The organism is Isoptericola sp. Y581, from assembly GCF_059445475.1.
Genome location: NZ_JCAIUK010000001.1, coordinates 588,526 through 614,170 on the forward strand (window position 1 = coordinate 588,526; position 25,645 = coordinate 614,170).

Sequence of the window (25,645 nt, forward strand, 5' to 3'; positions counted from 1 at the left end):
GAGGAAGACTCCTGATGAACCCGCTCCAGCTTTCCGCCGTGCTCGAGAAGGAGCTCGCGCGTCACCTCGACGGTGGCCCGCGCGTGGTGGTTCGTGCCAGTCCTGACGGCTGCGCGGTGACTGGCGGCGCGCGCTCCCACGAGTGGGAGGTCGTCGTCGCCGTCCGGGACGGCGCCGCGACCGTCACGGTGTCCGGGGCAAGCCCCGAGAGTCGTCGCGCACTGCGCGACGCGCTGATCGGCAAGGCACCGCTGCGGACGGAGCCGGGCGAGCACCACGTCCTCGCGCACGTCGCGGCGAGCTCGCCCCCACGACGCCGGGATGCCGCGATGGCGGCCGTTCTCGGGGCCCGCTGGGTGCGGTGGCTCGCAGGCGCGGTCCGGCGCACGCCGGCTGGTGACGCCAAGGCCCCTGCCCTTGCGGCCGACGAGGTTGCCGTGTACTGGTGGGACGAGCGGGCCAACTTCGGCGACGCGATCGGGCCGTGGCTCGTGCAGCGGATCTCCGGGGCGGAGCCGGTCAACGCGCGACGCCGACGCACCCTGAAGCCCGCGCTGTACGGTGTGGGCTCGATCATCGGCTACATCGACCGCAACGATGTCGACGTGTGGGGCGCAGGCCTGATGGAGCCGCTGGCGGGCGCCAAGCTCGAAGGGCTCCGCAAGCGGCGCGACGTCCGGGTGCACGCGGTCCGCGGGCACCGGACCCGCGAGGAGCTCGTGACGAAGCTCGGCTGGAACGTCCCCGAGGTGTACGGCGACCCGGCGCTGCTGCTGCCGCGGTTCTACACGCCGACGACCCCGGCCGGCGCGACACGCGCCAAGGTCGCCGCCGTCCCGCACTACGTCCACAAGAAGTACTTCAGCGGCTCGGCCGAGCCCGGCGTCACCATGGTCGACGTCGCGGCGGACCTGGAGCTGGTCATCGACCAGATCGCGAACGCCGACGCGTGCGTGTCGACGTCGCTGCACGGGGCCATCATCGCCCAGGCCTACGGCGTGCCGTGGGTCTGGCTGAGGGTTGAGGACCACCCCCTGGGTGGGGACTCGTTCAAGTTCGGGGACTTCTTCTCGACCCTCGACGAGTCGGCGGCGGTCACGCGCGACGTCCGAGCGGAGGAGCTCGCGACCCTCGACCTCGCAGCCGTGGCGGCCGACGCCGCGTTGCCCGAGCTGCGCACGTCCCTCGACGCGCTGCTGACGGCGTTCCCCGTTCCGACAGGGGCGCGTGCCGGTCGTCCGTTCGAGCTGCCGCCGCTTCCCGCCCGGCCGCCGCGCCTGGTGGCCGGCGCGCGCTCGGGACTCGGGCGGGTCAAGCGTCGGATCGCGAACGGGACCTCCGCAGGGTCGAAGGCCGGGGAGATGGCCGCCGGCCCGCAGGCGCCCCAAGGGCTCCCGTCGGACGATCTCGCGGAGCTGGTGACGGCGGTCCGCACGACCAACAGCTCGCTCGACGCGGTCCTCCGGGAGCTCAAGGACCATCGCCGGCTGATCGACTCGGTGCGACTCGCGACGTCGTCCGAGACGATGACCGAGGTGCAGGAGTTCGTCAACGCACGGCAGCTGAGCATGCTCACCACGCTCCGCCGTCTCGCGACGACCAACCACTCGATGGCGCGCTTCGGCGACGGCGAGTTCCGCCTGATGCTCCGCGGCGACTTCAACCTCCGGTTCCAGCGCAACAGCCCGGAGCTGCAGAACGAGCTGCTCGACATCTTCCAAGGCGTCGACGAACCCGGCCTCGACGTCGGGTTCCCGCAGGTCTTCCGGGACGCGCACTGGACAGGCGTCTGGTCGGAGCTCTGGCCGCAGCTGCGCACGCGCGTGCCGGAGCACGGCACCTATCTCAACAGCCACGTGACCCGGCCCACCGTCTTCGACCTCCTGCGCGACGACGCCGTCGAGCTCTGGCGGCAGGTCTGGCAGGACAAGCGTGTCGCGCTCGTGACGGGCGCGGGATCGAGGTTTGACGCCGATCCTGCGTTGTTCTCCTCGGCGGCGTCGACCGCCGTGGTCGAGTCCACGGCGACCCACGCCTACGCCGACGTCGACCGGGTCGTCGAGCTCGTGACGTCGGGGGGCTCGTTCGACATCGCCCTGATCGCACTGGGCCCGGCCGGCACGGTGCTCGCACGGCGGCTGCACCGAGCCGGGGTTCGCGCCCTCGACATCGGTCACCTGAGCGACAGCTATCAGAACGTGTATGCCGGCAAGCCGCGCCCCGAGGCCAAGCCGGTGTCCAGCAAGCGCTGAGGAAATTTCACCCTGGCCCCAGGTACCTATCTGTCGGAAGATAGGGCCCGCTGCCAGATCGGGATCAACCGTGCGAATCGCGACGACGCGGTGACACGGACGAACTCCGCACGAGGCGCTCCATCAGTTACCTCGTCAGAGCTCGAGCGATCTCGAGAGAAAGCGGTACTCCATGAAGCGCATCCTCGGCACCGCGCTCGCCGCGGTGCTCGCCGCGGGCGCGGGCCTCGTCGCACCGGCCGTCGCGACCGCCGTCCCGTCGAACGTGGTGACGTCGGCGGAGTTCGCCAAGGTGGCCTACGGCAACTCGATCGACTACGTGCGGTCCACCTTCGGGACCAAGGGGACGATCACCGAACGCATCGACGGGCCGGGCACCGTGGACGACTACGTGTCGCTCGAGTTCCCGACCTACTACGACGACGGCTTCGTCCAGGTCGACTTCGCCCGCCGCACCAGCGGCACCTGGTACCTCACCGCCAAGTACGCCTCCTGGGGTAACCCGGTGGCGCGGACGGCGGACAAGGCGACCCAGTCGGAGTTCGACAAGGTCAAGCAGGGCAACTCCATCGGGTACGTGCGGAGCACCTTCGGCACGGCCGGCACCATCACGGAGTACTACGACACCCCCGGTACTCAGGGCGACGGCGTCGTCGTGGAGTGGCCCACGGAGTCCGTCGACGGCTGGCTCCAGGTGTACTTCGCCAAGAGCTCCTCCGGCGTCTGGAAGGTCGACACGCGAATGGCCTCCTGGGGGGTCGCGACGAAGCGGACCACGGACAAGGCGACGGAGTCCGAGTTCGACCAGGTCAAGGTGGGCAACTCCCTCGATCACGCCCGCAGCACCTTCGGCACCGCGGGCACGGTCGTCAGCCAGTTCGACGCCCCCGGGAGCGACGCCGACTCACTGGTCGTCGACTGGCCCACGGAGTCGGAGACCGGCTACCTGTCGATCGACTTCGTCCGGAGCTCCTCGGGCGTGTGGAAGGTCGGCTACCGGTGGGCGTACTGGGGCGTCTCGGCGACACCCACCAGCGACCTCGCGACCGAGGCGGAGCTCGCCTCGCTCCGGAAGAAGCTCGTGAACGGGGACACCGTTTCCCTCGACGAGGCGCGCAGCGTGTTCGGCAGCGCGGGCACCATCGTGTACCGCGCTGACGAGCGGGGGACGGAGTACGACCAGCTGCTCGTCCAGTGGTACACCGGGACCGAGGGCGAGGACGTCGTCATGAACTTCTCCGTCTCGTCGGGCACGTGGAAGGCCATGACCGTCGACGACATCGCGGGGCCCTGGAGCGACGGGGCTCCGTCGCGGTCCTCGGAGGTCGAGGAATCGCCCGATCTCGGCGTGCCTTCTGAGAAGGAGTCCCCGTCGCGCCCGACGTGGGACCTTCGCAACGCGGGCTGAACCACCCACCTGGCACGGCGACGGGGCGCAGCGTTGCGGCCCCGTCGCCCTGCCGATCCACAGAGAGAGAATGAGGGCTCAATGAAGCGAATCCTTGGCATTGCCGTCGCCGCGGTGCTTGCCGCAGGTGCTGGTCTCGTGGCGCCGGCGGCGGCGTCCGCCGTCCCGTCGAACGTGGTGACGTCGGCGGAGTTCAACAAGGTGGCGTACGGCAACTCGATCGACTACGTGCGGAAGACCTTCGGCAACAACGGCAAGGTGATCGACCGCGACGACCCACCGGGGTACGGCGGCGACTACGTGAAGGTCGCGTTCCCGACGTACTACAAGGACGGGACCGTCGAGGTCGAGTTCCTGCGCCGTTCGTCGGGCGCCTGGTATCTCGTGACCAAGTACGCCCTCTGGGGCAACACGGCGACGCGGACGGCCGACAAGGCGACCCAGTCGGAGTTCAACAGGGTCAAGCAGGGCAACAGCATTGCGTACGTGCGGAGCACCTTCGGCACGAACGGCACGATCACCGAGTATTACGACGCTCCCGGAACAGAGTACGACGGCGTGGTCCTGGAGTGGCCTACGGCGTCGTCCGAAGGCTGGGTCCAGGTGTACTTCATCAAGAGCTCGTCCGGCGTGTGGAAGATCGACACCCGGTCGGCCTACTGGGACGTCGAGCCGGCCCAGACCGCGGACAAGGCGACCGACGCAGAGTTCGACAAGGTCCAGGCGGGGAACTCGATCGACTACACCCGCTCCACGTTCGGCACCGCGGGCACGATCGGCTACTACTACGACGCACCGGGGACGGCGGACGACGCAGTGTCCCTCGGGTGGCCGACCGCGTCTCCTGACGGCCTCGTGCAGGTCGACTTCGTCAAGAGCTCCAAGGGCGTCTGGAAGGTCGAGAGTCGGTGGGCGTACTGGGACCGCTCGGCGGAGCCCACCGAGGACCTGGCGACACAGGACGAGTTCGCCATGCTGGCGACGAGTGACACCCTCCAGGACGTGCGCACCACGTTCGGCTCAGCCGGGACCATTACCTCCCGATGGGACGGCCCGGGGTCTGACGAGGACCGGTTGGAGGTCGCCTGGTACACCGGGCCGGACTCCGAAAACGTGTTCGTCTCCTTCTGGAACACGCCGGACGGCTGGATGATCAGGAGCACCGACGACATGTGGGGCCCCTGGTCCGCCGACGCACCGCAGGTCAAGGCCTTCTCGGAGAGCCAGGAGTCGCCGGCAGCCAAGGATCCCGCGGGCGCGGAGACTCCCGTGCGGCCGTCGTGGGACCTGCGCGACGTGGACTGACGCGCCCGGTCGCGATCCGTCCATGAGCGGGTGCCGGGGCCGCCGCGGTGCGGCCCCGGCACCTCGCCGATCTCAAGAATGCGGGTTCGATGAAGCGCATCATCAGCACCACGATCGCGGCGGTGCTTGCCGCGGGTGCTGGCCTCGTGGCACCGGCGGCTGCGTCCGCCGTCCCGTAGAACGTCGTGACGACGCCAGAATTCTTCTAGGTCATGGAGGGGAACTCGGTCGCGTCCGTGCGGACGACGTTCGGAAGCCGGGCGATCGGGTGGTGCGACCGCCGACTTGCGCCCGGGCCCTAAGATGGCCCGGGCCCGGAACGGGGTCACGACGACTGCCGTACGACGAGAGGCCCTGGTTTGCTGGAGACTGCTCCGATCGCGGAGCGTGGCGCTGAGCGCACCGCACCCCGTACCGGCGGGACCCGCAAGGACATCCAGGCCCTCCGCGCGCTCGCAGTCGGCGCCGTGGTGGTCTATCACCTGTGGCCGGGCAGGCTCCAGGGCGGATTCGTCGGCGTCGACGTCTTCTTCGTCATCTCGGGATTCCTGATCACGTCCCACCTGATGCGTCGCCCGCCGCGCAGCGGTCGGGACCTCGCGGACTTCTGGGCCCGGCGGGTGCGGCGGCTCCTGCCCGCGTCCTTCCTCGTGCTCCTGGTCACGGCGGTGGCGATGTTCGCCCTGGCCCCGAGCACGCTCTGGGCCGACACCCTCCGCGAGATCGGGGCGGCGGCCCTCTACGTCGAGAACTGGTCGCTGGCGGCCTCGTCGGTGGACTACCTGGGCGCCGAGGCGGCCGCCTCGCCGGTGCAGCACTACTGGTCGCTGTCGGTCGAGGAGCAGTTCTACCTCCTCTGGCCCTTGGTGCTGATCGTCGTCGCATGGTCCGCGGCACGTCGCGGGGGGAACCTCGTGCGGCGGGCGTCCGTGGCGATCGGGGTGATCGTCGCGGCCTCGTTCTCGTGGTCGGTCCTCGCCACGGAACTGCGGCCGGCGAGCGCTTACTTCATCACGCCGACCCGGATCTGGGAGCTCGGCGTCGGTGCGCTGCTCGCGACCTTGACGATCCGCGTCGCTGCGCGCTGGCGCACCCCGCTCGCCTGGACCGGGATAGCGATGATCGTGGCCGCGGCCGTGGCCTTCGACGGGTCGGTCCCGTTCCCGGGGTACACCGCCGCCCTCCCCGTACTCGGGTGCGCGCTCGTGATCGCGGCGAGCTCCGAGCGCACACGCTGGTCGCCGCGGAAGGTCGGGGACGCCGCGCCGGTCCAGTGGCTCGGTGACGTCTCGTACTCCGTGTACCTGTGGCACTGGCCGCTCATCGTCCTCGCGCCCTTCATGCTGGGCCACAACCCGGAGCTGCTCGAACGGGTGGGCGTCCTCGCGGTCGCGCTCACCCTCGCCGCGGCGACGAAGCCGCTGGTCGAGGACCGCTTCCGTCGTGGTGCCGCCGGGTCCGGGCGCGCGCTCGCCGTGGCTCTGTCGGCGTCCGTGGTCATCGGCGCCGCAGCCATCGCTGGCTCCGTCGCCCTGGACGCGCGTGCCGAGGCGCACATCGCCGAGGCGGCCGACGCCGTACATGCCCCGTGCGTCGGCGCGGCGGCCATGGAGCCGGGCGCCGACTGCGATCTCGCCGGCGACCTCCTCCTCGGGCCGGCGGAGGCGGCGGACGACAAGCCGAGCGCGTACGAGGACGGCTGCTGGGAGTCGCCGCCGTTCACCGGAACAGCGACGTGCCACTACGGCGACGATGAGGCCGACACCCGGGTCGCGCTCATCGGCAACTCGCACGCGGGCAACCTCCTGCCGCCCCTGCAGGACCTGGCGGAGAAGAACGACTGGTCCCTCACCACGATCGTCGCGTCGCAGTGCCCCACGTCGGACATCCGCTGGCAGTTCGAGACCCCGCAGGACTCCGAGGGCTGCGAGGCCTGGGGACAGCGGGTGCTGGACGAGGTCGGCTCGGGCGGCTTCGACCTCGTCGTCACCTCGCAGCTGTCGCCGTTCAAGGCTGCGGGTGTGGCCCCGGCGGACAACGACGCGACCGTCGCCGAGGGGTACACCCATTACCTCGAAGACCTCGTGGGGACCGGCACCCCGACGCTCGTCGTGCGTGACATGCCGTACCCGAAGCTCACGATCCCCTCCGTGCCGGACTGCCTCGCGGCGGCCGGGTCGCCCTCCGAGTGCGACGGGGAGCGGTCGGCCTGGCTCCCACCCGACCCGCTGTACGACGCGGCAGAGGCCCTCGACGAGCCGGGGTTGTCCACCCTGGACCTCAGCGGTTACGCGTGCACGGCGGACACCTGCCCCGCGGTGATCGGCGACGTGGTCGTCTACTTCGACGCGTCGCACCTGACGGCGACGTTCTCCCGGACGCTCGCGCCCCACCTCGAGCCCGCCCTCGCCTCTCGCCTGGGCTGACGCGACTCCGGCTCACGGCAGCGCGCCGACCGCGCGCAGCTCGCGCAGCAGGTACGGCGCCATGGTGCGCGTGTAGGTCGTGGTGAGGTGGTTGCTGTCCCGGTAGACGGTGACGCCGCCGATCACGGAGGGGCACCTGCCGTCCCTGCAGTAGTAGTCCGTCAGGTCGACGTATGCCGTCCCCGGGACGGCCTTCGCCGTCGCGGCGAACGTGTCCGGGAACGGGAACGCCTCGCGGACGGATGTGTCGCAGCTGTCGGGCTCGATCACGTCGAGCTCGGCGAGGCAGTCGACCGGGCGCGAGTCGTGCCTGGGGTTGTCGGACAGGGCGACGATCTTCACGCCGAGGTCGGCGACCGGGCGCCAGGCAGCGGCCATGTCCTCGACCTGCTGGTCGGCGTCACCCGACAGCTTCTCGAGGAATCCGGTCGTGACGACCAGGTCGATCTGGGACGCGTGCTCGACGAACCATGAGTCGAGCTGGTCCTTCCAGGTCTCGCAGGTCGCGACGCGTTGGGGCTCGTCGTAGTTCATGACGCCCGTGGTCCAGGTGCACGTCGCCTTGAGCTGCAGGGTGAGGCTGATCGTGCCGTCCTCCGCCAGCGCCGTGAAGGCCGGGAGCATGGCCCGGGTGTGCGAGTCGCCGACGAGGACGACGTGGGGCACGTCGGGGTCGTCCACAGGGCCGAACGAGCAGTCCTTGAGATCTTCCTCGGCGCTCTCGACGAAGCACGGGGTGTGGTCCCAGTCGCCGGCGACGGCCTCGAGCGAGGGGACCAGCATCCCGTCGAGGTCCGGGTTCTCGCAGGGCTTGTCGGGGTCCATCGAGGCGGCGCCGAAGCAGGGCGGCATGTCCGCGACCAGGCGCGCGGTGACGTCCTCCTGCTGGCGCGCGCGCTGGTCGGTGACGAACCACACCGAGCCGGCCGCCAGCGCCAGCACCGCCGCGCCCGCCGCGGTCAGCGCGAGGACGCGGCCGGTCCGCTGGAGCCCCCAGCGACGGGTGAAGCGCACCGGGTCCTCGACGTACCTCCTGGTGAGGGCGGACAGGACGACGACGCCCGCGAGGAGGGCGACGCGCTCGAGCAGCCCGGGGACGTGGCCCAGGACGAACGGGGCGAGCACGATCACCGGCCAGTGCCAGAGGTACAGCGAGTAGGAGATCTCGCCCGTGTACTGCACCGGGCGCCACGTGATCAGGGCGGCGGGGGAGCCGCGCGTCCGGGGCGTCCCGGCCCAGATCACCGCGGCCGTGGCCAGCACCGGCCACAGCGCTGCGGTGCCGGGGAACGGCGTCGACGTGCCGTAGATCAGGCCGGCCAGGGCGATGCTCGCGAAGCCCGCCCAGCTGACCACCGTCCGCCACGGCGTGTCCTGCCTGTGTGCCGGGCGCGCCAGGAGCAGTGCGAGGAGCGCGCCCGCCCCGAACTGCCACGCCCGCGTGGTCGTGACGAAGTAGGCGGACGCCGGGTTCGCGACGGTCAGCCAGAGGGAGTACCCGAAGGAGGCGAGGGTCGCGACGGCGAGCACGGCGAAGGCGACCACCCCCAGGGAACGTCGGGCACGGGCCGCCACGACCGCCGACAGCCCGACGAGCAGGGGCCAGACGAGGTAGAACTGCTCCTCGGCGGAGAGCGACCAGTAGTGCTGTACCGGCGACGGGTCGGTGTCCGCGGCGAGGTAGTCGACGGCGTCCGCGGCGAGCACCCAGTTCTCGACGTACAGGGTGGCGCCGAGGACCTCGCGGAACCACTGGAGCCAGACCGTGGACGGGGCGATCAGCAGCGTCGCGATGGTCGTGACGGCGATCACGAGATAGGCGGCGGGCAGGAGGCGGCGCGCGCGGCGCGCCCAGAACCGTCCGAGCGCCACCCGCCCGGTGGTCGCCGCCTCCCGCACGAGGTGTCCGGTGATGAGGAAGCCGGAGATCACGAAGAACACGTCGACGCCGATGTATCCGCCCGGGACGCGGCCCGGCCAGAAGTGGAAGGCGATCACCAGCAGGACGGCCAGCGCGCGCAGGGCCTGCACCTCGAGCCGCAGCGGACGCGAGGTGACCGGCGGGGCCGGCGAGCCTTGGTGGGCGCGGCCCTGAACGGGTGCCGGTGTCAGACGCACGGCGGGTGCCCGTCCGTCCTGGGGAGGGCGGCTATCGGTCGTGATGCCTGCCGACCTCGAGCACGGTGCTGCGCCCGACCGTCTTGACGACGCGCAGGGATCGGCCCGAGGAGACGATCTCCCTCCAGCGCCGCACGACCTCCCGCTCCTGCGGGCGGTTCGTGTCGTCCAGGACGACGAACGCGCCGTCGCGCAGGTGCGGCAGCAGCTGGGGCACCGCGGGGAACCGCGCCATCCGGACCGTCACCCCCGGGGGGCCGTCGACGAACAGGAGGTCGGCGTCGGCGACGGCCGCCGGCCACCCGGACAGGTCGTACCAGGGCTGCACGGTGCCGAGCTCGGCCACCGGCGTCTCGACCAGGGGAGCGTCGATCACGGTGGCCCAGGCCTCCAGGCCGTGGTGCTTGAGGTTTTCCCGGGTGACCTCGGCGTACGCGGCGTCGGACTCGAGCGACCAGACGTGCCCGCCGTTGCCGCGGTGGCGCAGGGCGGCCGCGGTCCACAGCGTCGAGGCGCCGGATCCGCACTCGATGACGGTGCGCCGGGCGTCACGGCCCAGGATCTCGTCGACGATGAACAGGATGGTGGGCGCGGTCGCGGCCCAGTTGGCGCCGAGCACCGGCATCGGTTCGTCGGTGGTACCGAAGAGCTGCGCGTAGCGGCGCTGCAGCTCGGCGTGCACGTACGGCTGGTGGTCGATCTGCCGGACCAGCGCGGCGATGCCGGCGTTGATCGGCTTCGTGCGGCGCTGGACGATCTCGTCGACCTGCGCGGTCTCGGCGTCGCGCTGCTCGGCCAGAGTGGCGACCGCCTTGGCCGCGCGGCGGGACGGCGCCGTCGCCTCGCGGACCACGTCCGCCAGGGCGCGGAACGACAGGAACGCGCCGCCCCCGAACGCGAGCACCGCCACCCCGAGCAGCGCGAGGGCGACGTCGCCGGCGCCGGCGAAGCCGGCCACGACGGCGCCGAGGGCGGCGAGCGCCCCGAGGAGCCAGGCGGCCTTACGAACGGCGTGCAGCATCTGCGGTTCCTTCCTCGTCGATGTCCTTGTCGATGTCCTTCTCGATGAGGTGCAGCAGCCGGCGGCCGCTCTCCCCGAGATCGTTCTGGAGGATGGTGCGATAGGCGTTCATGACGCGGGCGGACCGCTCGACGAAGACCTTCTTCACCTGCCGTTCGGCCTCGGCGACGCCGTCGAGACGACGCAGCTCGTCGATCTCCCGCTCGAGATCCGGCACCGTGGCCACGACGGCAGGTCGCACGTCGCCGGCGTCCTTGTCGAACTGCGCGAGGAACCTCTGGACGAATCGCTCCTCCAACGTCAGGGCCATGCCGTCGTCGTCGGCGGCGGTGATCCTCCCGCCGCGGTTGCGCGAGAACTTCCACAGGAACTCCTCGCCCGACTTCAGGGCGTAGTGGTGCAGGGCCGCGTGCCCGGTGGTCGGGCGGTCCGACTGCGCCTGCTGGAGGTGCGGTGCGAGGTCCGAGGTGAACCAGGTGTGGGCCTCCCCGGTCGCCTCCCGGAACGCGAGCCGCTCCCGCTCGGTCGTGTACGGGAAGTGGGGCTGCGAACCCAGGATGCGCCCCGGCCGGGAGATCGACTTGACGTGTGCGTCGACGGCGGCGATGCGGGCCGGGAAGCGTCGCGTGACCAGGTCGTCGTCCCAGCGCGTCAGGCCGCTGGGGCCGACAATCACCCAGTTGACGCCGATCACGTCCGTCTGGCGTCTCGCGTGCCAGTCGAGGAAGTCAGGGAGGCCGTCGAAGGTCACCGGGTCGAGCACCAGGAACTCGTCGAGGTCGACGGTCATCGCCCACTCGAAGTCGAGCACGTCCGGCAGCACCGAGTATGCGTGGGCGTAGGCCTTGGCCTGCGCCTTCGTCCGCGGGCCCACCGTGCTGTCCAGCCAGCGGATCGCCCCGGCGTCGGCCAGGGCCCGGAGCAGCGCGTCCGACCCGTCCTCGTTGTTGTTGCTGTAGACGAAGAACTCGTCGACGCCGAGCGCCCGGTAGTAGGCCAGCCACTCCAGGAGGTAGACCCCCTCGTTCCGCGCGGTCGCCACCACGCAGACGCGCCGGTGTGGCCGTACCGTGGCGCGCGCGGCGAAGGCGACGACCTCGCTCGACGACGCGGCCACGTCTCCTGGGCCCGCGCGCCACAGCACGTCGAGGTCGGTGCCGACCTGGCGCGTGTGCCAGCGGGTGTCCCGGTGCTCCAGCCACTCGCGCAGCTCCGGCATCGACCGGGACGCCCACGGGTCGGACGGGAAGAGCGCGGCGAGGGCCGAGGTGCGGTCTGCGCCCGCCAGGATCGCGCGGGCGACCTCGGCCAGTGAGTCGTACGAGAGCAGCGGGAGCAGGGTCGAGAACCGCACCCGCGCCCGGGCCAGGTCCGGGTCATCGAGGGCGGCCAGGACGTCGTCGGCGTGCGCGCCGCCCGTGCCGTGCAGGCGCCGGGCCTCCGCGTAGGCGGCGGCGGCGGTCTCCAGGAGCGGGTCCGCGGCCGCCGTGCTCCGCGATTCCGGGGTGAGCGTCTCCTCCGGGCCGACCGTCGTGACCCCGGTGCGAAGCCGCGGGGACCCGGGCTCGACGTCGTCGACGGGGGCCGGTGACAGCCAGGTTCGCGACCACAGGTCGGCGATCGCCACGGTCGTCTCCGACGGCCATGTCAGGCGTACGAGATGCCCGAGCGCGCGGGGAGTGCTCGGGCCCAGCCCGAACTCGCGGTCGAGGTCGTCGCCGACCAGCAGCCCGAGGTCGGCGCCCGGCTCCCACAGGAGCCGCGCGCGGGACCGTCCCCGTCGCGCCTGATCGAGCTGGCTTCCCTTCACGGCGAGGAACGTGTCGTGCGCCGTCGCGAGGGTGGCGACGCGGATCCCCGCGGGATCGATGTCGGGCGGGGCCGGAACCCGTGCCGGAGCAGTCGGTGTCGGGCTGTTCGGCGTGGTTGTCTCGGGCTTCCGGCGGCGCCACCGGTCGAGCGTGCTCATGCGATCCGCTCCTCGGGCGACTTGCCGATCCCGTGCGCCTCCGCCAGGTCGCGGACGTGCTCCACCACTCGCGCGGAGCTCTGGTCGTCGACGTGGTCGAAGAAGAGGCGGCGCCGGAACTCGTAAGCCTCGTCCAGGGTCCGGGAGAAGAGCCCGTCGAGCGCGGTCTGGAGCTCGTCGTAGGTCGTGCAGATCGGGCCCGGGAAGGCGAGGTCGAGGTCGTAGAAGCCCCCGCGTTCGAGCTGGTAGGCCTCGTAGTCGTACGCGAAGCTCACCGCCGGCTTGCCCGTCAGCATGTAGTCGATGAAGGCGCTCGAGTAGTCGGTGATCAGTGCCGCGGACACGCGATACAGCATCTCGACGTCCGGGAACTCGTCGTCGGACAGGTTGAGGGTCGGTAGGCCGGAGAGCTGCGTGCCGTACATGCCGCCCGCGTCGGCCATGTGCTCGCGCACGCCGAGCACCGACCCGGTGCTCTCCAGCCACGCGCCGAGCCGGGCGAGCTCCTCGGGCGCGAACCGGTAGGCGCCCCCGTCGTGGGCGTTGCGGAAGGTGGGCATGAAAAGCACGAGCCGGCGCCCGTCGACGAGGGTGCGGAGCCTCGCGAGCTCGTCCCGGAGGTCAGCCGGCAGCCGCTCCTCGTCGCGCAGGATGAAGTCGTTGCGGGGCAGGCCCGTGTTCCACACCTGGTGGAACGTGAGCGGGTAGAAGGCGGCCGTCATCGCCAGCGCGTCGACCTTCGACGAGGCGATCACCGCGCGGTACTGCGACTGCTCGAGGTCGACCCGGTCGAGCCGGCCGAGATAGTCCGCCGAGGCATAGCCGATCCGCTTGAACGGGATGCCGTGCCACACCTGGATCAGGTTGTGCAGCGAGCTCGACACGGGGTACCCGACGTTGCGGTACCGCGTGTGCTTGATGAAGATCGTGCCGGCACGCATCAGCCTGTGCTGACCCTCCGGGCTCTCCAGCGGCAGCACCTCGACGTTCACACCGTCGACGACGACCTCCTTGTCGCGGGTCAGGACGATCTTGCGGATCGTCGGGTCGTCCTTCACCTCCTCGAAGACCGCGCGCTCGTTGCCGGAGAACACGTGCGTGTACCCGCACACGGGGAAGGCCCACCAGGAGGCGTGCTTGGGGCTCAGGCGGTCGCCCTCGGCGAACTCGTCCGCGGTGAGGAGCTCTTCGGGCACGGGCCCGTCCACCGTTCCGGCCTCGCTGCCGAGGGAGAGGTTGCGGCGCAGCGTGTCCGGGTCGGCGACGCGGGCGAGGTTGCGCTCGAAGGTGGCGATGTCGGCGTCCGGCACCTTCTCCCGGACGCGGTCCGCCCAGTCGGCGAGGTGCGGCACCTGGTAGTGGTTGCTGGTGAGGAAGTACCGCTTGAACAGCGGGAACCCCTCGTCGAGGAGCCGGAAGTACCACGGCGTGTACACCGGGTGCAGCGGGTACAGCTTCGTGACGAACGTGTCGAAGGGGTGGCCGAGCTGGATGAGCCACCGGGTGAGCCCGACCTCGTACTTCTGGACGATCGCGTGCTTCTTCTCCTGGCGCGCCACGGAGGCGAGGTAGCGCCGGAACTCGGGGTCCTCGATGACGGGCCCGCGGTAGGCGAGGAAGTAGGAGCCGACCAGGAAGTCGTAGGTGTAGTCCTGCTCGAAGCGGTCGAGCAGGGGGCCGCGGACCGATTCCATGGGGATCGGTTCGTGGAACCGGTTGACCGGCACGTTGCGGGTCCGGTAGATGCCCTTCGTCGCCTGCAGACCCCACCAGTCGCAGGCCTTGGCGTCCATGCGCGCGAAGACGTCGTCGAGCGGGCGTAGCAGGTAGCCGCTGTCGTTGACGAGCAAAAGCTCGTCGTACTCCTCGATGGCGGACCAGCCGACGCGGTCGATCAGCCGGGAGTAGGAGCCGAAGTCGTACTCCCCGTGCCGCTGGGCCCACGCGCCCTGGGTGTGGTCGGCAAGCTTGGCGAGCTCGGCGGGCGACATGTCGCCGTCGGCCATGTAGTAGACGTCGGCGTGCCGGGCCAGCTCGCGCACGTAGTCCACGACGTAGTCGTCGACGATCCCCTCCGGGTCGTAGCCCGCGAACAGGCACACGCGCCGCACGGGCTGCCCGGCGGCGAAGCGGTGGCCGGTGCCCAGACGGCGGGATGGCGACGGCAGCGGCCGGGTCGAGAGGCCCTCGCGGCGGCCGGTCGTGCGGTAGTGGGTCAGCGGGTTGACGCTGTCGTCACCGGGGTCGAGATGCTTCGACCAGTACCACCACGTGTCGAAGTCCGGGGACGGGTTGCGCAGCTCCTGCCAGCCGTGCTCGCAGTAGTGCGCCAGCGGGTTGCGGCGCACCGCCGGGTTCATCCGCTGGTAGTAGCGGGTGTCGAACATGGGCGACGGGTCGAGGCCTAGGGCGGCGCCCTTGGCGACGTAGTGCTCGATCGGGTCCATGTCCGCGGGCAGCTCGTCCACACCGGCGCCCGCGAGCTGCCCGCGGTAGTGGTCGACGTCGAAGGCGCCCGACTCGGCGATCGCCTCCGCCGCCTTCTGGCGTCGCAGGCTGACGTTGCCCTCGACCGTGCTGTACCAGCGGCGCGGCGAGCCGGGCGCGGAGGACGGCTCCAGGTCCACCCCGGAGGCGATCCGCCGGCGCCGGTTCGAGCTGCCGCCGGCCGGCGCGAGGTAGAGGTCGACCGTCTCTCCCTCGAGCACGTCGAGGTCGGCGTCCACGACATGCGCGGTCCACCCCTGCGGGTCGCCGGCCACCGGGAGGCGCACCTCGAGGCCGGTCGTGCGGCCCACCAGAAGTACCACCGGCATGCCCTCGTCGTCGCGTGCGGAGATCGTCAGGCGCGCGTCGGAGGCGTCGCCGTCGAAGCCGACGAGCGTCGGGGGATGGGCTAATTTTCCGGGCACGACACGACGGGCGATCCGGCCGACGATTCGCTTGATCGGTACCACGGGGCCACCCAGAGGACGTCGGGACAGGGAACGGACCCTTGATGATGGCGCAGTTTTCGTCCGGATGTGAAGTGAGTCACCCTGGCGTGTCCTGCGTCTCCGGGACCTGGGGTGGGCTCTCCGAGGTGCGCGAAGGTGCATGGGTGCTCGATTTCGGTGATGCGATCATGACAGCGCTTTGAGAAAGCTCGGGGGAGCCAACCGTGGCTCCCGCGCAACGACGGCCGAGCGGACCGGACGAATCGGTAGGCGCCGACCGCCGACCTCGGCATCGCCAACCTCGCTCAGGCCTGCCCGAGCTCTGCGCGCCGCCGCACGACGGCCGCGGCGACGTCCGGGTCGACGCCGTCCAGGGCCACGTCGTACCGGGCGTGGTATCCGATGCGCGACTCGCGCACGTGCGCGGCCATGAGAGACCCGGCGCGTTCGCCGTCCCCGGCGTCGATGGCCGCGACGATGATCCGGTGCTCGGGCCAGAGGCGCTTGCCGCGCGGCAGCTCGCCGGCCGCGTAGAGCCACTCGATCTTCCAGGAGAGCTGGCGCAACAGCCGGAGCAGCGTGGCGCTGCCGGCGAGGCGGGCGATGCCGAGATGGAAGAGGTCGTTGAGCTCCACCAGGGGCTCCAGGTCGTCGCGCGCGACGCACGCGTCGCCCTCGTCGAGGAGCGCCGCGATCTGGCGGCGCTGCTCCCACCACTCGGCCGGGCTCTCGTCGGAGGACCACAGCGCCGCGGCGCGCCGGGCGGCCCGGCGCGACGTCGCGACCTCGAGGGTCTCGCGGACCGCGAACAGGTCGTCCGCGTCGTCGACCGGGATGGCCGCCACGCGGGAGCCGGCGTGCGGGCGCGACTCGACGAAGCCCTCGCTCTCCAGGCCCCGCAACGCCTCGCGCACCGGCACCCGGGAGACGCCGTACCGGTCGGCCAGCATGGTCTCGGTGATCCGCGAGCCGGGGACCAGGCCACCGGTGATGATGTCGCGACGCACCGCGTCCTGCACGGACGAGGAGACCCCGCCCGAGGGATACGTCGGGGTGCGCGGCGGCTGGGGTTCGGCGGGTACGGCGGGATCGAGCGGTTCATCAGAGGGCAGCGGCACCGGGGATGGCTCCTAGCAGCTCGCGGGTGTACTCGGCCCGCGGGTTGCGGAAGACCTCGTCGACCGGACCGGTCTCCTCGACGCGCCCGTGGCGCAGGACGACGACATTATCCGCGACCTCACGCACGACGGCGAGGTCGTGCGTGATGAAGAGGTAGGAGACCGCGAGGCGGTCGCGCAGGTCGGCGAGCAGCTGCAGCACCTGTTCCTGGACCAGCACGTCGAGCGCCGACACGGCCTCGTCCAGCACCAGCACCTCCGGCCCCGGGGCCAGCGCCCGCGCGATCGCCACGCGCTGGCGCTGCCCGCCCGAGAGCTCGCCGGGTCGCCGGTGGGCCGTGTCGGCCGGCATCGCGACCTGCTCCAGGAGCTCGGCGACGCGGGCGCGGCGGCTCGCGCGGTCCCCGATGCCGAACACGCGCAGGGGCTCGTCGATGATCCGTTCGACCGTGTGGGTCGGGTCGAGCGAGCCGTAGGGATCCTGGAAGACCGGCTGCACCCGTCGGCGCAGCGCGCGTCGCCCGGCCCGCGTGGACCCGACGATGCTGGCGCCGTCGACCAGCGCGGCGCCGCTCGTCGGGGTCTCCAGGCCGAGCAGGATGCGCGAGATCGTCGTCTTCCCGGAGCCCGACTCGCCGACCAGCGCGGTCGCCGTGCCGCGGGGGACGCCGAACGACACGCCGTCCAGGGCGCAGAGCACGCCCCCGTGGCGCCCGCGCACCCGGAACTCCTTGACGAGGTCGCGCACGGTGACGACGTCGTCGGCCGGGGCGGGTGCGTCGGCGACGGGCTGGTCTGGGCCGGACGCTGGGCCGGACGCTGGGCCGGATGCTGGGCCGGATGCTGGGCCGGACGTCAGGACGGCCGCGGCGGCCACGCCGGGCGCGGCCGCGACGAGCCTGCGGGTGTACTCGTGCTCGGGCTGGCGCAGCACCTGGGCCGGCCGGCCGGCCTCGACGATCCGGCCGTCGAGCATGACGACGACGCGGTCGGCGCGGTCGGCCGCGATGCCGAGGTCGTGGGTGACGAGCAGGAGGGTGGTGCCGTGCGCCCGCGCCAGCTCCTCGAGATGGTCGAGGATCCGGCGCTGCACGGTGACGTCCAGGGCGGAGGTCGGCTCGTCGGCGACGAGCAGCTCGGGCTCGCGGGCCAGGGCACGGGCGATGAGCACGCGCTGGCGCATGCCGCCCGAGAACTCGTGCGGGTACTGCTTGGCGCGCTTCGCGGCGTCGGGGATCCCCGCCTCGTCGAGCAGCTCCACGACCCGGCGCTGCACGTCCGCGCCCCGGCGGCCGTCCCGGCGCAGGGCGTCGGCGACGTGGTCGCCGACCCGCATCGTCGGGTTGAGGTTGGTCAGCGGGTCCTGCGGGACCAGCCCGATCAGGCTGCCGCGCACGTCGCTCGGGTCGTCGGCGACGAGGTCGCGCCCGTCGAGCAGGATCTGGCCACCGGTGACCCGCCCGGCGCCGGGCAGCAGCCCGAGCAGGGCGTTCACCAGCGTCGACTTGCCGGAGCCGGACTGGCCGACGACGGCGACGCGCTCGCCGCGGCGGATCTCGAGGTCGATCTGGTGCAGCACCGGGGTCGAGCCGTACGACACCTCGAGCCCACGCACCGCGAGCAGCGGCGCGGCCTCGTCGGTGGCCGGCGGCACCGTGGCGGGGTCAGCGACCGGCCGCATAGCCCTGCGCCCCCCTCGGGTTGGCGGCGGCGCCGAGGACGCCGGTGGCGGGGTCGCGGGTGACGGCGGACAGCCGTCCGAGCGCCCAGTCGCCGGCCCGGGTGAGCACGTGGCCGCGCTCGGCGAGTCCGCGCAGCACGTCCTCGCCGAGCCGGTCCTCGACGACCGCCCCGCCCGGCGTCCAGGTGCGCGGCCAGAACGACCCCGGGAACGACGTGGTGTGCAGCGCGGGCGCGTCGACCGCCTCCTGCGGCGTGTACCCGCCGACGAGGACGCGCAGGATCATGAGGAGCTGCCACTGGTCCTGCTGGTCGCCGCCGGGGGAGCCGAGCGCCATGACGGGCTCGCCGTCCCGCAGCACCAGCGTCGGGGTGAGCGTCGTGCGCGGCCGGCGACCCGGCTCGAGCCGCGACGGGGAGGCCTCGTCGAGCCACGTCATCTGCAGTCGGGTGCCGAGGCAGAACCCGAGCCCGGGGATCGTCGGGGACGACTGCAGCCAGCCGCCGGACGGCGTCGCCGAGACGATGTTGCCCCAGCGGTCGACGACGTCGAGGTGGCAGGTGTCGCCGCGGGTGCTGCCCAGCGCGTCCGGGACCGGCTCGACCTCCACGGCAGTCTCGACCTCCACGGTGGGCTCGCCCACCCCCGCGCTGCCCGGCGCGCCGGGCAGGGAGCCCGCCGGGGCCGAGCTGGCGTAGGTCGTGCGCAGCGGCGGCGCCGCGGGCGTCGTCCGCCCGGGCACGTCGCCGGGGCGCACGTCGTGCGACGCGTGCTCGGTGATCAGCTGCCGGCGGGCCGCCGCGTACTGCGGCGACAGCAGGTACGCGAGCGTCTCGGCGTCGGCGGCACCCTCGGAGTCCCCGTACCAGGTGTCCCGGTCGGCGAGCGCGAGCTTGAGGGTCTCGAGCACGGTGTGGGCGCCCAGCTCGGTGCTCGGGTCGAGCCGCTCGTCGGGGAGGCCGTCGAGGACGGCGAGCGCCTGCAGCAGCGCCGGGCCCTGCCCCCACGGGCCGGTCTTCGCGACGACGTGGCCGCGGAACGCCACTGTCGTGGGCTCCTCGTAGCCGGCATCGAAGGCGGACACGTCGGCGGCCGTCATGACGCCCGCGTGGTCGGCGCCGTCGGCGTGCCGGTGCGGCGTGGCGACGAACTCCTCGACGGCGGGGCCCACGACGTCGCGCCACGCGGCGCGGGCGGCGTCGACCTGGGCGGCCCTGTCGGCGCCGGCGGCGGCGGCCTCCTCGGCCGCCCTCGAGACCCGGTCCAGCACGTCGGCGTACGCGGGGTTGCGCACCAGTGCACCGGGCGCGGGCGCCTCGCCCGCGGGCAGCCAGTGCGCGGCGGAGGTGGGCCAGTGCTCGCGGAAGAGGTCCGCGATCCCGGCGATGGTGCGGCTCACGCGCTCCAGGACCGGGTGCCCGTCGCGGGCGTAGCCGACGGCGGTGGCGAGCACGTCGGGCACGCTCCACGTCCCGTGATCGCGCAGCAGCAGGAGCCACGCGTCGACGGCGCCGGGCACCGCCGCGGCGAGCGCGCCCGAGCCGGGGACGAGTTCCAGGCCCTCGACGTCGCGGTAGTGCGCGATCGTCGCGGCCGCGGGCGCGGGCCCCTGGCCCATGAGCACCCGGGGGCGTCCCGGCTCGGCGGCGGTGGCGAAGACGCCGGTCATGTCGCCGCCCGGCCCGTTGAGATGCGGCTCGACGAGGTGCAGCACGAACGCGCCCGCCACGGCGGCGTCGAACGCGTTGCCGCCGCGCTCGAGCACGGCCTGGGCGCTCGCGGACGCCAGCCAGTGCGTCGAGGCGACCATGCCGAAGGTGCCCTGCAGGTCGGGGCGGGTGCGGACGGGGGACGGCGGGACGAAGGCGGGGTGGCCCATGAGACGACTCACTTGCTGTCGGAGGTGGTGGGGTCGACGGCGTCGCGCAGGGCGTCGCCGAGCAGGTTGAACCCGAGGCAGATCACCACGATGGCCAGGCCGGGGAACAGCGCGGGCCAGGGGGTGCGGGACAGGTACTGCTGGGCGTCGGAGAGCATGATGCCCAGGCTCGGGGTGGGCGGCTGGATGCCCAGGCCGAGGAACGAGAGCACGGCCTCGCCGAGCACGGCGACCGGCATGATGACCGTGGCCTGGATGATCACGGCGGACAGGCAGTTGGGCAGGATGTGCTGCGCGAGGATCCGGGCCCCGGAGGCATCCATCGCGGTCGCGGCCTGCACGAACTCGCTCCCGCGCAGCCGCAGGGTCTCGCCCCGCACCACGCGGATCATCGTCGGGATCTGCGCGATGCCGAGGGCCAGGGCGGCGTTGGTGAGGCTCGGCCCGCTGATGGCTGCCAGGCCGACGGCGAGCACGAGGAACGGGAACGCCAGGGTGACGTCCGTGAGCCGGGAGATCGGGCCGTCCAGCGCCCGCCACCACCCGGCCGCGAGGCCGAGCGGGGTGCCGACCACGACGGCCAGCACCACCGACAGCACGCCGACGACGAGGGAGACGCGGATGCCGTAGAGCATCCGCGACAGGATGTCGCGGCCGAGGTCGTCGGTGCCCAGGGGGAAGCCGATCGTGCCGGGGAGCTGGAACGGCGCGTCGAAGTGCACCTGGGTGGGCGGGTACGGGGCGAGCACCGGGGCGAGCACGCCGGCCAGCACGGAGACGACCAGCATGATCAGGCCGGTCATGCCGAGCGGGGAGCGCGCGAACTGCGCCAGCACGCGGAACCGGGGTCGCTCGAGGGTGGGGCCCGCGCCCGCCGGCGCACCGGGGCTGTCGGTCGAGACGACGAGGGTCATGAGCGGCCTCCCACGCGGATCCGCGGGTTGACGACGGAGTACAGGGCGTCGACCGCCAGGTTGATGAGGACGTAGCCCACGGTGGTGAGCAGCACGACGGCCTGGATCACGGGGTAGTCGCGGGTGAACACGGCGTCGAGGGTGAGCTTGCCGAAGCCGGGCAGCGCGAAGATCTGCTCGGTCACGACGGCCCCGGAGATGAGGCCGCCCAGCTGGAGCCCCGCGATGGTGACCACCACGATGAGCGAGTTGCGCAGCCCGTAGCGCATCAGCACGCGGCCCCGGCCGAGGCCGGTGGCACGGGCGCTGCGGACGTAGTCGGCACGCATGGACTCGATCATGGACGCGCGCGTCTGTCGCATGATGACGGCGGCGAGCCCCGTGCCGAGCACGAGCGCCGGCAGGATCAGGTGCAGCAGCCACCCGGCCGGGTCCGCGGACAGCTCCACGTAGCCCGACGCCGGGAAGAGGCCCAGGCCGATGCAGAGCCACAGGATGGCGAGCATGCCGAGCCAGAAGTTCGGCACGGAGAGGCTCGTCAGGGCGACGGCGTTGGCGATCCACTCGGGCCACCGGCCCTTGAAGCGCTCGGCGAGCACACCGAGCGCGACCCCGACGACGACCGCGACGATGATTGCGAGGAGCGCCAGCCAGAGCGTCACGGGCAGGGTGGTCGCGATCATGCTGGTGACGGGCGCCCCGGTCCGGGTGGACTCGCCGAGGTCGCCGGTGACGACCTGGCGCAGGAACTCGAGGTACTGGACCGGGAGCGGCTCGTCGAGGCCCAGATCCGAGCGGATCGCGGCGACCCGTTCGGGGCTGGCCTCCTCACCCGCCATCGCGAGCGCGGGGTCGCCCGGGAGCAGGCGTACGCCGACGAAGATCACGATCGAGGCGAGCAGGAGCGTGACGACCGACTGGCCGAGACGGGTGAGGAGGAAGCGACCCACCGCCGATCAGCCCGCCTCGACGAACGCGGCCTGGCCCAGGTGCACGACGCCGTCGGCGTACGTCGCGACCCCGGCGACCTCGTCCGCGTACCCGGTGAGGTTGCGCTGCCGGTACAGGTAGATGATCGGGTTGTCCTGGAGCACCTGGGTGATGGCCTGCCCGTAGAGCTCGGCCCGCTCGCCGGCGTCGCCGGCGCTCGCGGCGTCCGTGAGCAGGGCGTCCACGTCCGGGTTGGCGTAGCCCGAGTAGTTGTTGCCGGCGCCCGTGGTGAGGAAGTTGGAGGTGTTCCCGTGCGGGTCCACGCGCCCCGACCAGCCGAGCTGCAGCAGGTCGAAGTCGCCCGCGGTCTGCGTGTCGAGCAGGGTCGAGTACTCGACCGGGGTGATCTCGATCTCGAAGCCCGCGTCGGCGACGGCGGCCTGGAGGGCCTGGGCGAGCCGGAGGGTGTCGGGGTTGTTCGAGACCTTCATCTCCACCTGGTACGGGGCCTCGACGCCGGCCTCCTCGAGCAGGGCCTTGGCGCCCTCGGGGTCGTACTCGGGGCAGGTCTCGCTGGCGGGGCTCGTGAACGGGCTCGACGGGGCGATCGGGGAGCAGGCCGGGTCGTAGGCGTCGTTGAACACCGACTTCACGAGCTGCTCGCGGTCGACCGCCATCGACAGCGCCTGGCGGACCCGCGGGTCCTGCGCGAGCGGGGTGTCGATCGTGCCGGGCTTCGCCCCCACGCCGTCGGTGTTGCCGACGTTGACCGTCATGGCCTGGTAGCCCAGCGACCCGGTCTGCAGGATCCCGACGCCCTCGGTCTCCTCGAGCTCGGCGAGGTCCTGTGGCGAGATCGAGTCCGCGACCTGGACGTCGCCGGAGCGGAGGTTGGCGGCGCGGATGGAGGCGTCGGTGATGATCCGGTACGTGATCGTGTCGAGGTGGACGTCGTCGGCGTCGTAGTACTCCGGGTCCCGCTCGACGGTGATGGACGTCTGCGGCACGCGCTCGACGAACTTGAACGGGCCGACGCAGACGGGGTGCTCGGCGAAGTCGTCGCCCAGCTCGTCCAGGGCCTGCGGGGACATGATCATCCCGGCCCGGTCGGCCAGGACGGCGGCCAGGGGAGCGAAGGGCTCGGAGTACGTGATCTCGACGGTGAGATCTTCGGCGGCGGTCACGTCGGTGATCGGGCCCAGCTCGCTGGCCCGCGACGAGTCCTCCTTGGTGAGGTGGCGCTCGAGGGTCGTGACGACGGCCTCGGCGTCGAACGGCGTGCCGTCGGCGAAGACGACGTCCTCGCGCAGCGGGATCGTCACCGTGAGGCCGTCGTCGGAGACCGTCGGGAGCTCGGTCGCGAGCATGGGGACGACGGTGCCGTCGGCGTCGAGGTCGTAGAGCTTCTCGCACATCGTCTGCATGACGTAGCGCGTGTAGAGCGAGGAGGACGTCGTCGGATCGAGCAGGTCGGGCTCGGCCGAGAGCGCCATGACGAGGTCGCCGCCCTCGACGACGGTCTTGCCGTCGAGGGAGACGGAGGTGACGTCCGAGGGCGTCGCGGACGACGCGGCGTCGCCGCCCGTCGACTGGACCTCCTGGCAGCCCGAGAGCGCGAGCGCGGCGCTCAGGGCGAGAGCTGAGCCGATGGCGGGGCCGCTGCGGTGCGGCCAGTTCGAGATGCGCACAGTGATGTGTCCAATCCGGTGTCAATAGGGACGGATTGCATGCAATCACGACACAGGATGGCGGAAGGTAGGCGATGTGTCACTAGTGCGTGAAATATCCGTGACATCCCCGGTGCAGTCTCGACAGGTGGTCAGATGCCGGTCAGGCGCGCCGTCAGGCACGCGCGTCAGGCACGCGCGTCAGGCGCGCCGCCACGGGGGTGCCCGAGGAGGGCGACGACGAGCGTGAGGACGGCGCTTACGCCGACGCCCCAGGCCAGGTGGGCCTGCAGCAGCAGGGCGCCCGTGGCGGCGCCGGCGCAGATGAGGGCGATCGCGGCGATGCGTCTCCCGGCATACTTGCCCGAGCCGCCCGCGAGCCGGGAGTCGGCGGCCAGGCCGGTGATGGTCGAGGTGACGACCACGGTGGTGACGTCCTTGACCGACAGGTGCCGCGCCGTCGCGGCCTGCGCCCCCATCGCGAGGGCCAGCAGCCCGGTCACGACGAGCCGCACGGCGGTCGGCAGGTCGTCGTCGGACACGCCGAGCAGCACGGCGATCGCCGCCAGCACCAGACCCACCGCCGAGATCAGGCCCGTGGTGCGCGGGGTCCAGCCCACCTGCACCGGCCGCAGCACCATCCCGGCGATCGCCGCCCCGACCATGAACGTGCCGAGCGCGAGCAGCGGCCCGACGACGGGCAGGTCGTCGCCGCCCGCCAGCGCCATCCCGAGGATGACGACGTTGCCGGTCATGTTGCCGGTGAACACGCGGTCCAGGCCGAGGTAGCCCACGGCGTCGGCGATGCCGGTCGAGAACGTGAGGGCGAGCATGAGGACGAGGTGCAGCCGGTCGCGGTCGCGGCGGAGTGGTCCGAGGAGGGAGCGAGGCACCAGGTCACCGTACCGACCCCGCCGAGATAGAGAACCCCGGACGCCGAGATAGAGAAGGCGGACCCGCGAGATAGAGAGGTCCGGACGAGGCCCCAGCAGGCTGGGGTCCCGTCCGGACCTCTCTATCTCGCGGGTCCGCCTTCTCTATCTCGGCGAGGGGTCGGTCACTCGGTGGAGCTGCCGCCGGTCACCTGGTCGATGAAGTCGGGGTTCGCCTCGAGCCACGCGTCGGCGGCGGCCTCCGGGTCGTCCGCGTACTGCTCGTCGTTGAACATGAGGTTCTCCAGGGAGAACAGCTGCTCGTCGTCGAGGGTGAAGTTCTTCAGCCAGCCCGCCAGCTCCGGGTAGCGGTCGGCGAAGTCGGCGGTGCCGTAGGTGTGGATCTCCTCGGCGTCGCCCATCACGCCCTCGGGGTCCTCGAGGTCGCGGACCGGGTACTCGTCGTAGGCCCAGTGCGGGCGCCACAGCGTGACGGCGATGTTGTCGCCGCTCTCGACGGCGCCCTTCAGCTCGGCGAGCATGGCGGGCGTCGAGGAGATCGTGTAGTCCAGACCCTCCAGCCCGTAGGTCGGGATGGCCTCCTCCGTCGTCACCTTGGTGAGGCCCGCGCCCGCCTCGATGCCGACCAGCTTGTTGCCGTAGTCGTCGGCCATCGTGGCCAGGTCGCCGATGGTCTGGGCCGGCGAGTCCTCGTTCACCGCGATGGTGAGCTTGGCGTCGTCGTACCAGGTGCCCAGGTCGGAGATGTCGTCGCCGAACTTCTCGACGTACGAGGCGTGCGTGAGCGGCAGCCAGGTGTCGAACAGCACGTCCATGTCGCCGCCCGCGAGGCCGGTGAAGACCACGCCGATGTCGGCGGTCTTGGTCTCGACGTCGTAGCCCTTCTCCTCGAGCACGGCGGCCCAGAGGTTGGAGACGGCGATGCCTTCGTCCCAACCGGTCGGGATGCCGATCGTGATCTCCTTCTCGTCACCCGAGGCGTTGCTGCCACCGCCGTCGTCGTCGCCCGACGCGCAGGCGGCGAGAGAGACGGCGAGGGCGAGGGTGCCGCCGGCGGCGGCGAATCGACGGGTGTTGCGTCCGAGATTCATAGGGATGTCCTTCCTGAGGGGGTCGTGCGGTGGCCGG

General features: G+C 71.9%; 16 protein-coding genes. 4 read left to right on the top strand and 12 right to left on the bottom strand.

What is annotated here, in order from left to right:
* Nucleotides 1-14 precede the first annotated feature (14 nt).
* The 4 genes from AC1C2W_RS02675 (at nucleotide 15) to AC1C2W_RS02690 (ending at nucleotide 7,391) form a co-directional block, all read left to right on the top strand.
* Nucleotides 15-2,252: a GT-D fold domain-containing glycosyltransferase gene (locus tag AC1C2W_RS02675; protein WP_495412303.1), complete on the top strand. Its 2,238-nt coding sequence runs from the start codon at nucleotides 15-17 to the stop codon at nucleotides 2,250-2,252.
* Nucleotides 2,253-2,424: 172 nt separating this feature from the next.
* Entirely contained in the window at nucleotides 2,425-3,660 is a 1,236-nt protein-coding gene (locus tag AC1C2W_RS02680) for a hypothetical protein (protein ID WP_495412304.1), read from the top strand.
* Nucleotides 3,661-3,741: 81 nt separating this feature from the next.
* Complete coding sequence (locus tag AC1C2W_RS02685; RefSeq protein WP_495387911.1) at nucleotides 3,742-4,965, top strand: hypothetical protein; 1,224 nt, start codon at nucleotides 3,742-3,744, stop codon at nucleotides 4,963-4,965.
* A 359-nt stretch (nucleotides 4,966-5,324) separates the two neighbouring features.
* Nucleotides 5,325-7,391, top strand: coding sequence for an acyltransferase family protein (locus AC1C2W_RS02690; RefSeq protein WP_495412305.1), 2,067 nt, complete (start codon nucleotides 5,325-5,327; stop codon nucleotides 7,389-7,391).
* A 12-nt stretch (nucleotides 7,392-7,403) separates the two neighbouring features.
* Here AC1C2W_RS02690 and AC1C2W_RS02695 read toward each other — a convergent pair whose 3' ends face one another.
* From AC1C2W_RS02695 to AC1C2W_RS02750, 12 genes are all read right to left on the bottom strand, one after another.
* Nucleotides 7,404-9,509 (bottom strand): acyltransferase family protein, encoded by a 2,106-nt coding sequence (locus tag AC1C2W_RS02695; RefSeq protein ID WP_495412306.1) that lies wholly within the window; start codon nucleotides 9,507-9,509, stop codon nucleotides 7,404-7,406.
* Nucleotides 9,510-9,540: 31 nt separating this feature from the next.
* On the bottom strand, nucleotides 9,541-10,530 hold the full coding sequence (locus tag AC1C2W_RS02700) for an O-methyltransferase (protein ID WP_495412307.1): 990 nt from the start codon (nucleotides 10,528-10,530) through the stop codon (nucleotides 9,541-9,543).
* Nucleotides 10,511-12,499 carry a glycosyltransferase family 92 protein gene (locus tag AC1C2W_RS02705; RefSeq protein ID WP_495412308.1) on the bottom strand — a complete coding sequence of 663 codons (1,989 nt, stop codon included), beginning with the start codon at nucleotides 12,497-12,499 and terminating at the stop codon, nucleotides 10,511-10,513. The genes AC1C2W_RS02700 and AC1C2W_RS02705 overlap by 20 nt, the downstream gene beginning before the upstream one ends.
* Entirely contained in the window at nucleotides 12,496-15,456 is a 2,961-nt protein-coding gene (locus tag AC1C2W_RS02710; RefSeq protein ID WP_495412309.1) for a CDP-glycerol glycerophosphotransferase family protein, read from the bottom strand. The genes AC1C2W_RS02705 and AC1C2W_RS02710 overlap by 4 nt, the downstream gene beginning before the upstream one ends.
* A gap of 284 nt (nucleotides 15,457-15,740) precedes the next feature.
* Nucleotides 15,741-16,553, bottom strand: a complete 813-nt coding sequence (locus AC1C2W_RS02715) for a GntR family transcriptional regulator (RefSeq protein ID WP_495387905.1) — start codon at nucleotides 16,551-16,553, stop codon at nucleotides 15,741-15,743.
* Nucleotides 16,537-18,234, bottom strand: a complete 1,698-nt coding sequence (locus AC1C2W_RS02720) for a dipeptide ABC transporter ATP-binding protein (protein ID WP_495412310.1) — start codon at nucleotides 18,232-18,234, stop codon at nucleotides 16,537-16,539. Before AC1C2W_RS02720 ends, AC1C2W_RS02715 begins: the two co-directional genes overlap by 17 nt.
* The gene (locus AC1C2W_RS02725; protein ID WP_495412311.1) at nucleotides 18,218-20,113 is read right to left on the bottom strand and encodes a gamma-glutamyltransferase family protein; all 1,896 of its coding nucleotides are present in this window, start codon (nucleotides 20,111-20,113) and stop codon (nucleotides 18,218-18,220) included. The genes AC1C2W_RS02720 and AC1C2W_RS02725 overlap by 17 nt, the downstream gene beginning before the upstream one ends.
* 8 nt (nucleotides 20,114-20,121) lie before the next feature.
* Nucleotides 20,122-21,027, bottom strand: a complete 906-nt coding sequence (locus AC1C2W_RS02730) for an ABC transporter permease (protein ID WP_495387902.1) — start codon at nucleotides 21,025-21,027, stop codon at nucleotides 20,122-20,124.
* Nucleotides 21,024-21,977 carry an ABC transporter permease gene (locus AC1C2W_RS02735; RefSeq protein WP_495387901.1) on the bottom strand — a complete coding sequence of 318 codons (954 nt, stop codon included), beginning with the start codon at nucleotides 21,975-21,977 and terminating at the stop codon, nucleotides 21,024-21,026. Before AC1C2W_RS02735 ends, AC1C2W_RS02730 begins: the two co-directional genes overlap by 4 nt.
* 6 nt (nucleotides 21,978-21,983) lie before the next feature.
* A complete protein-coding gene (locus AC1C2W_RS02740; RefSeq protein WP_495412312.1) occupies nucleotides 21,984-23,645 on the bottom strand; it encodes an ABC transporter substrate-binding protein in 1,662 nt (553 codons plus the stop codon).
* A 167-nt stretch (nucleotides 23,646-23,812) separates the two neighbouring features.
* Nucleotides 23,813-24,517, bottom strand: coding sequence for a YoaK family protein (locus AC1C2W_RS02745; RefSeq protein WP_495387899.1), 705 nt, complete (start codon nucleotides 24,515-24,517; stop codon nucleotides 23,813-23,815).
* 164 nt (nucleotides 24,518-24,681) lie between these two features.
* Complete coding sequence (locus AC1C2W_RS02750) at nucleotides 24,682-25,608, bottom strand: glycine betaine ABC transporter substrate-binding protein (RefSeq protein ID WP_495387898.1); 927 nt, start codon at nucleotides 25,606-25,608, stop codon at nucleotides 24,682-24,684.
* Between the last annotated feature and the right edge of the window lie 37 nt (nucleotides 25,609-25,645).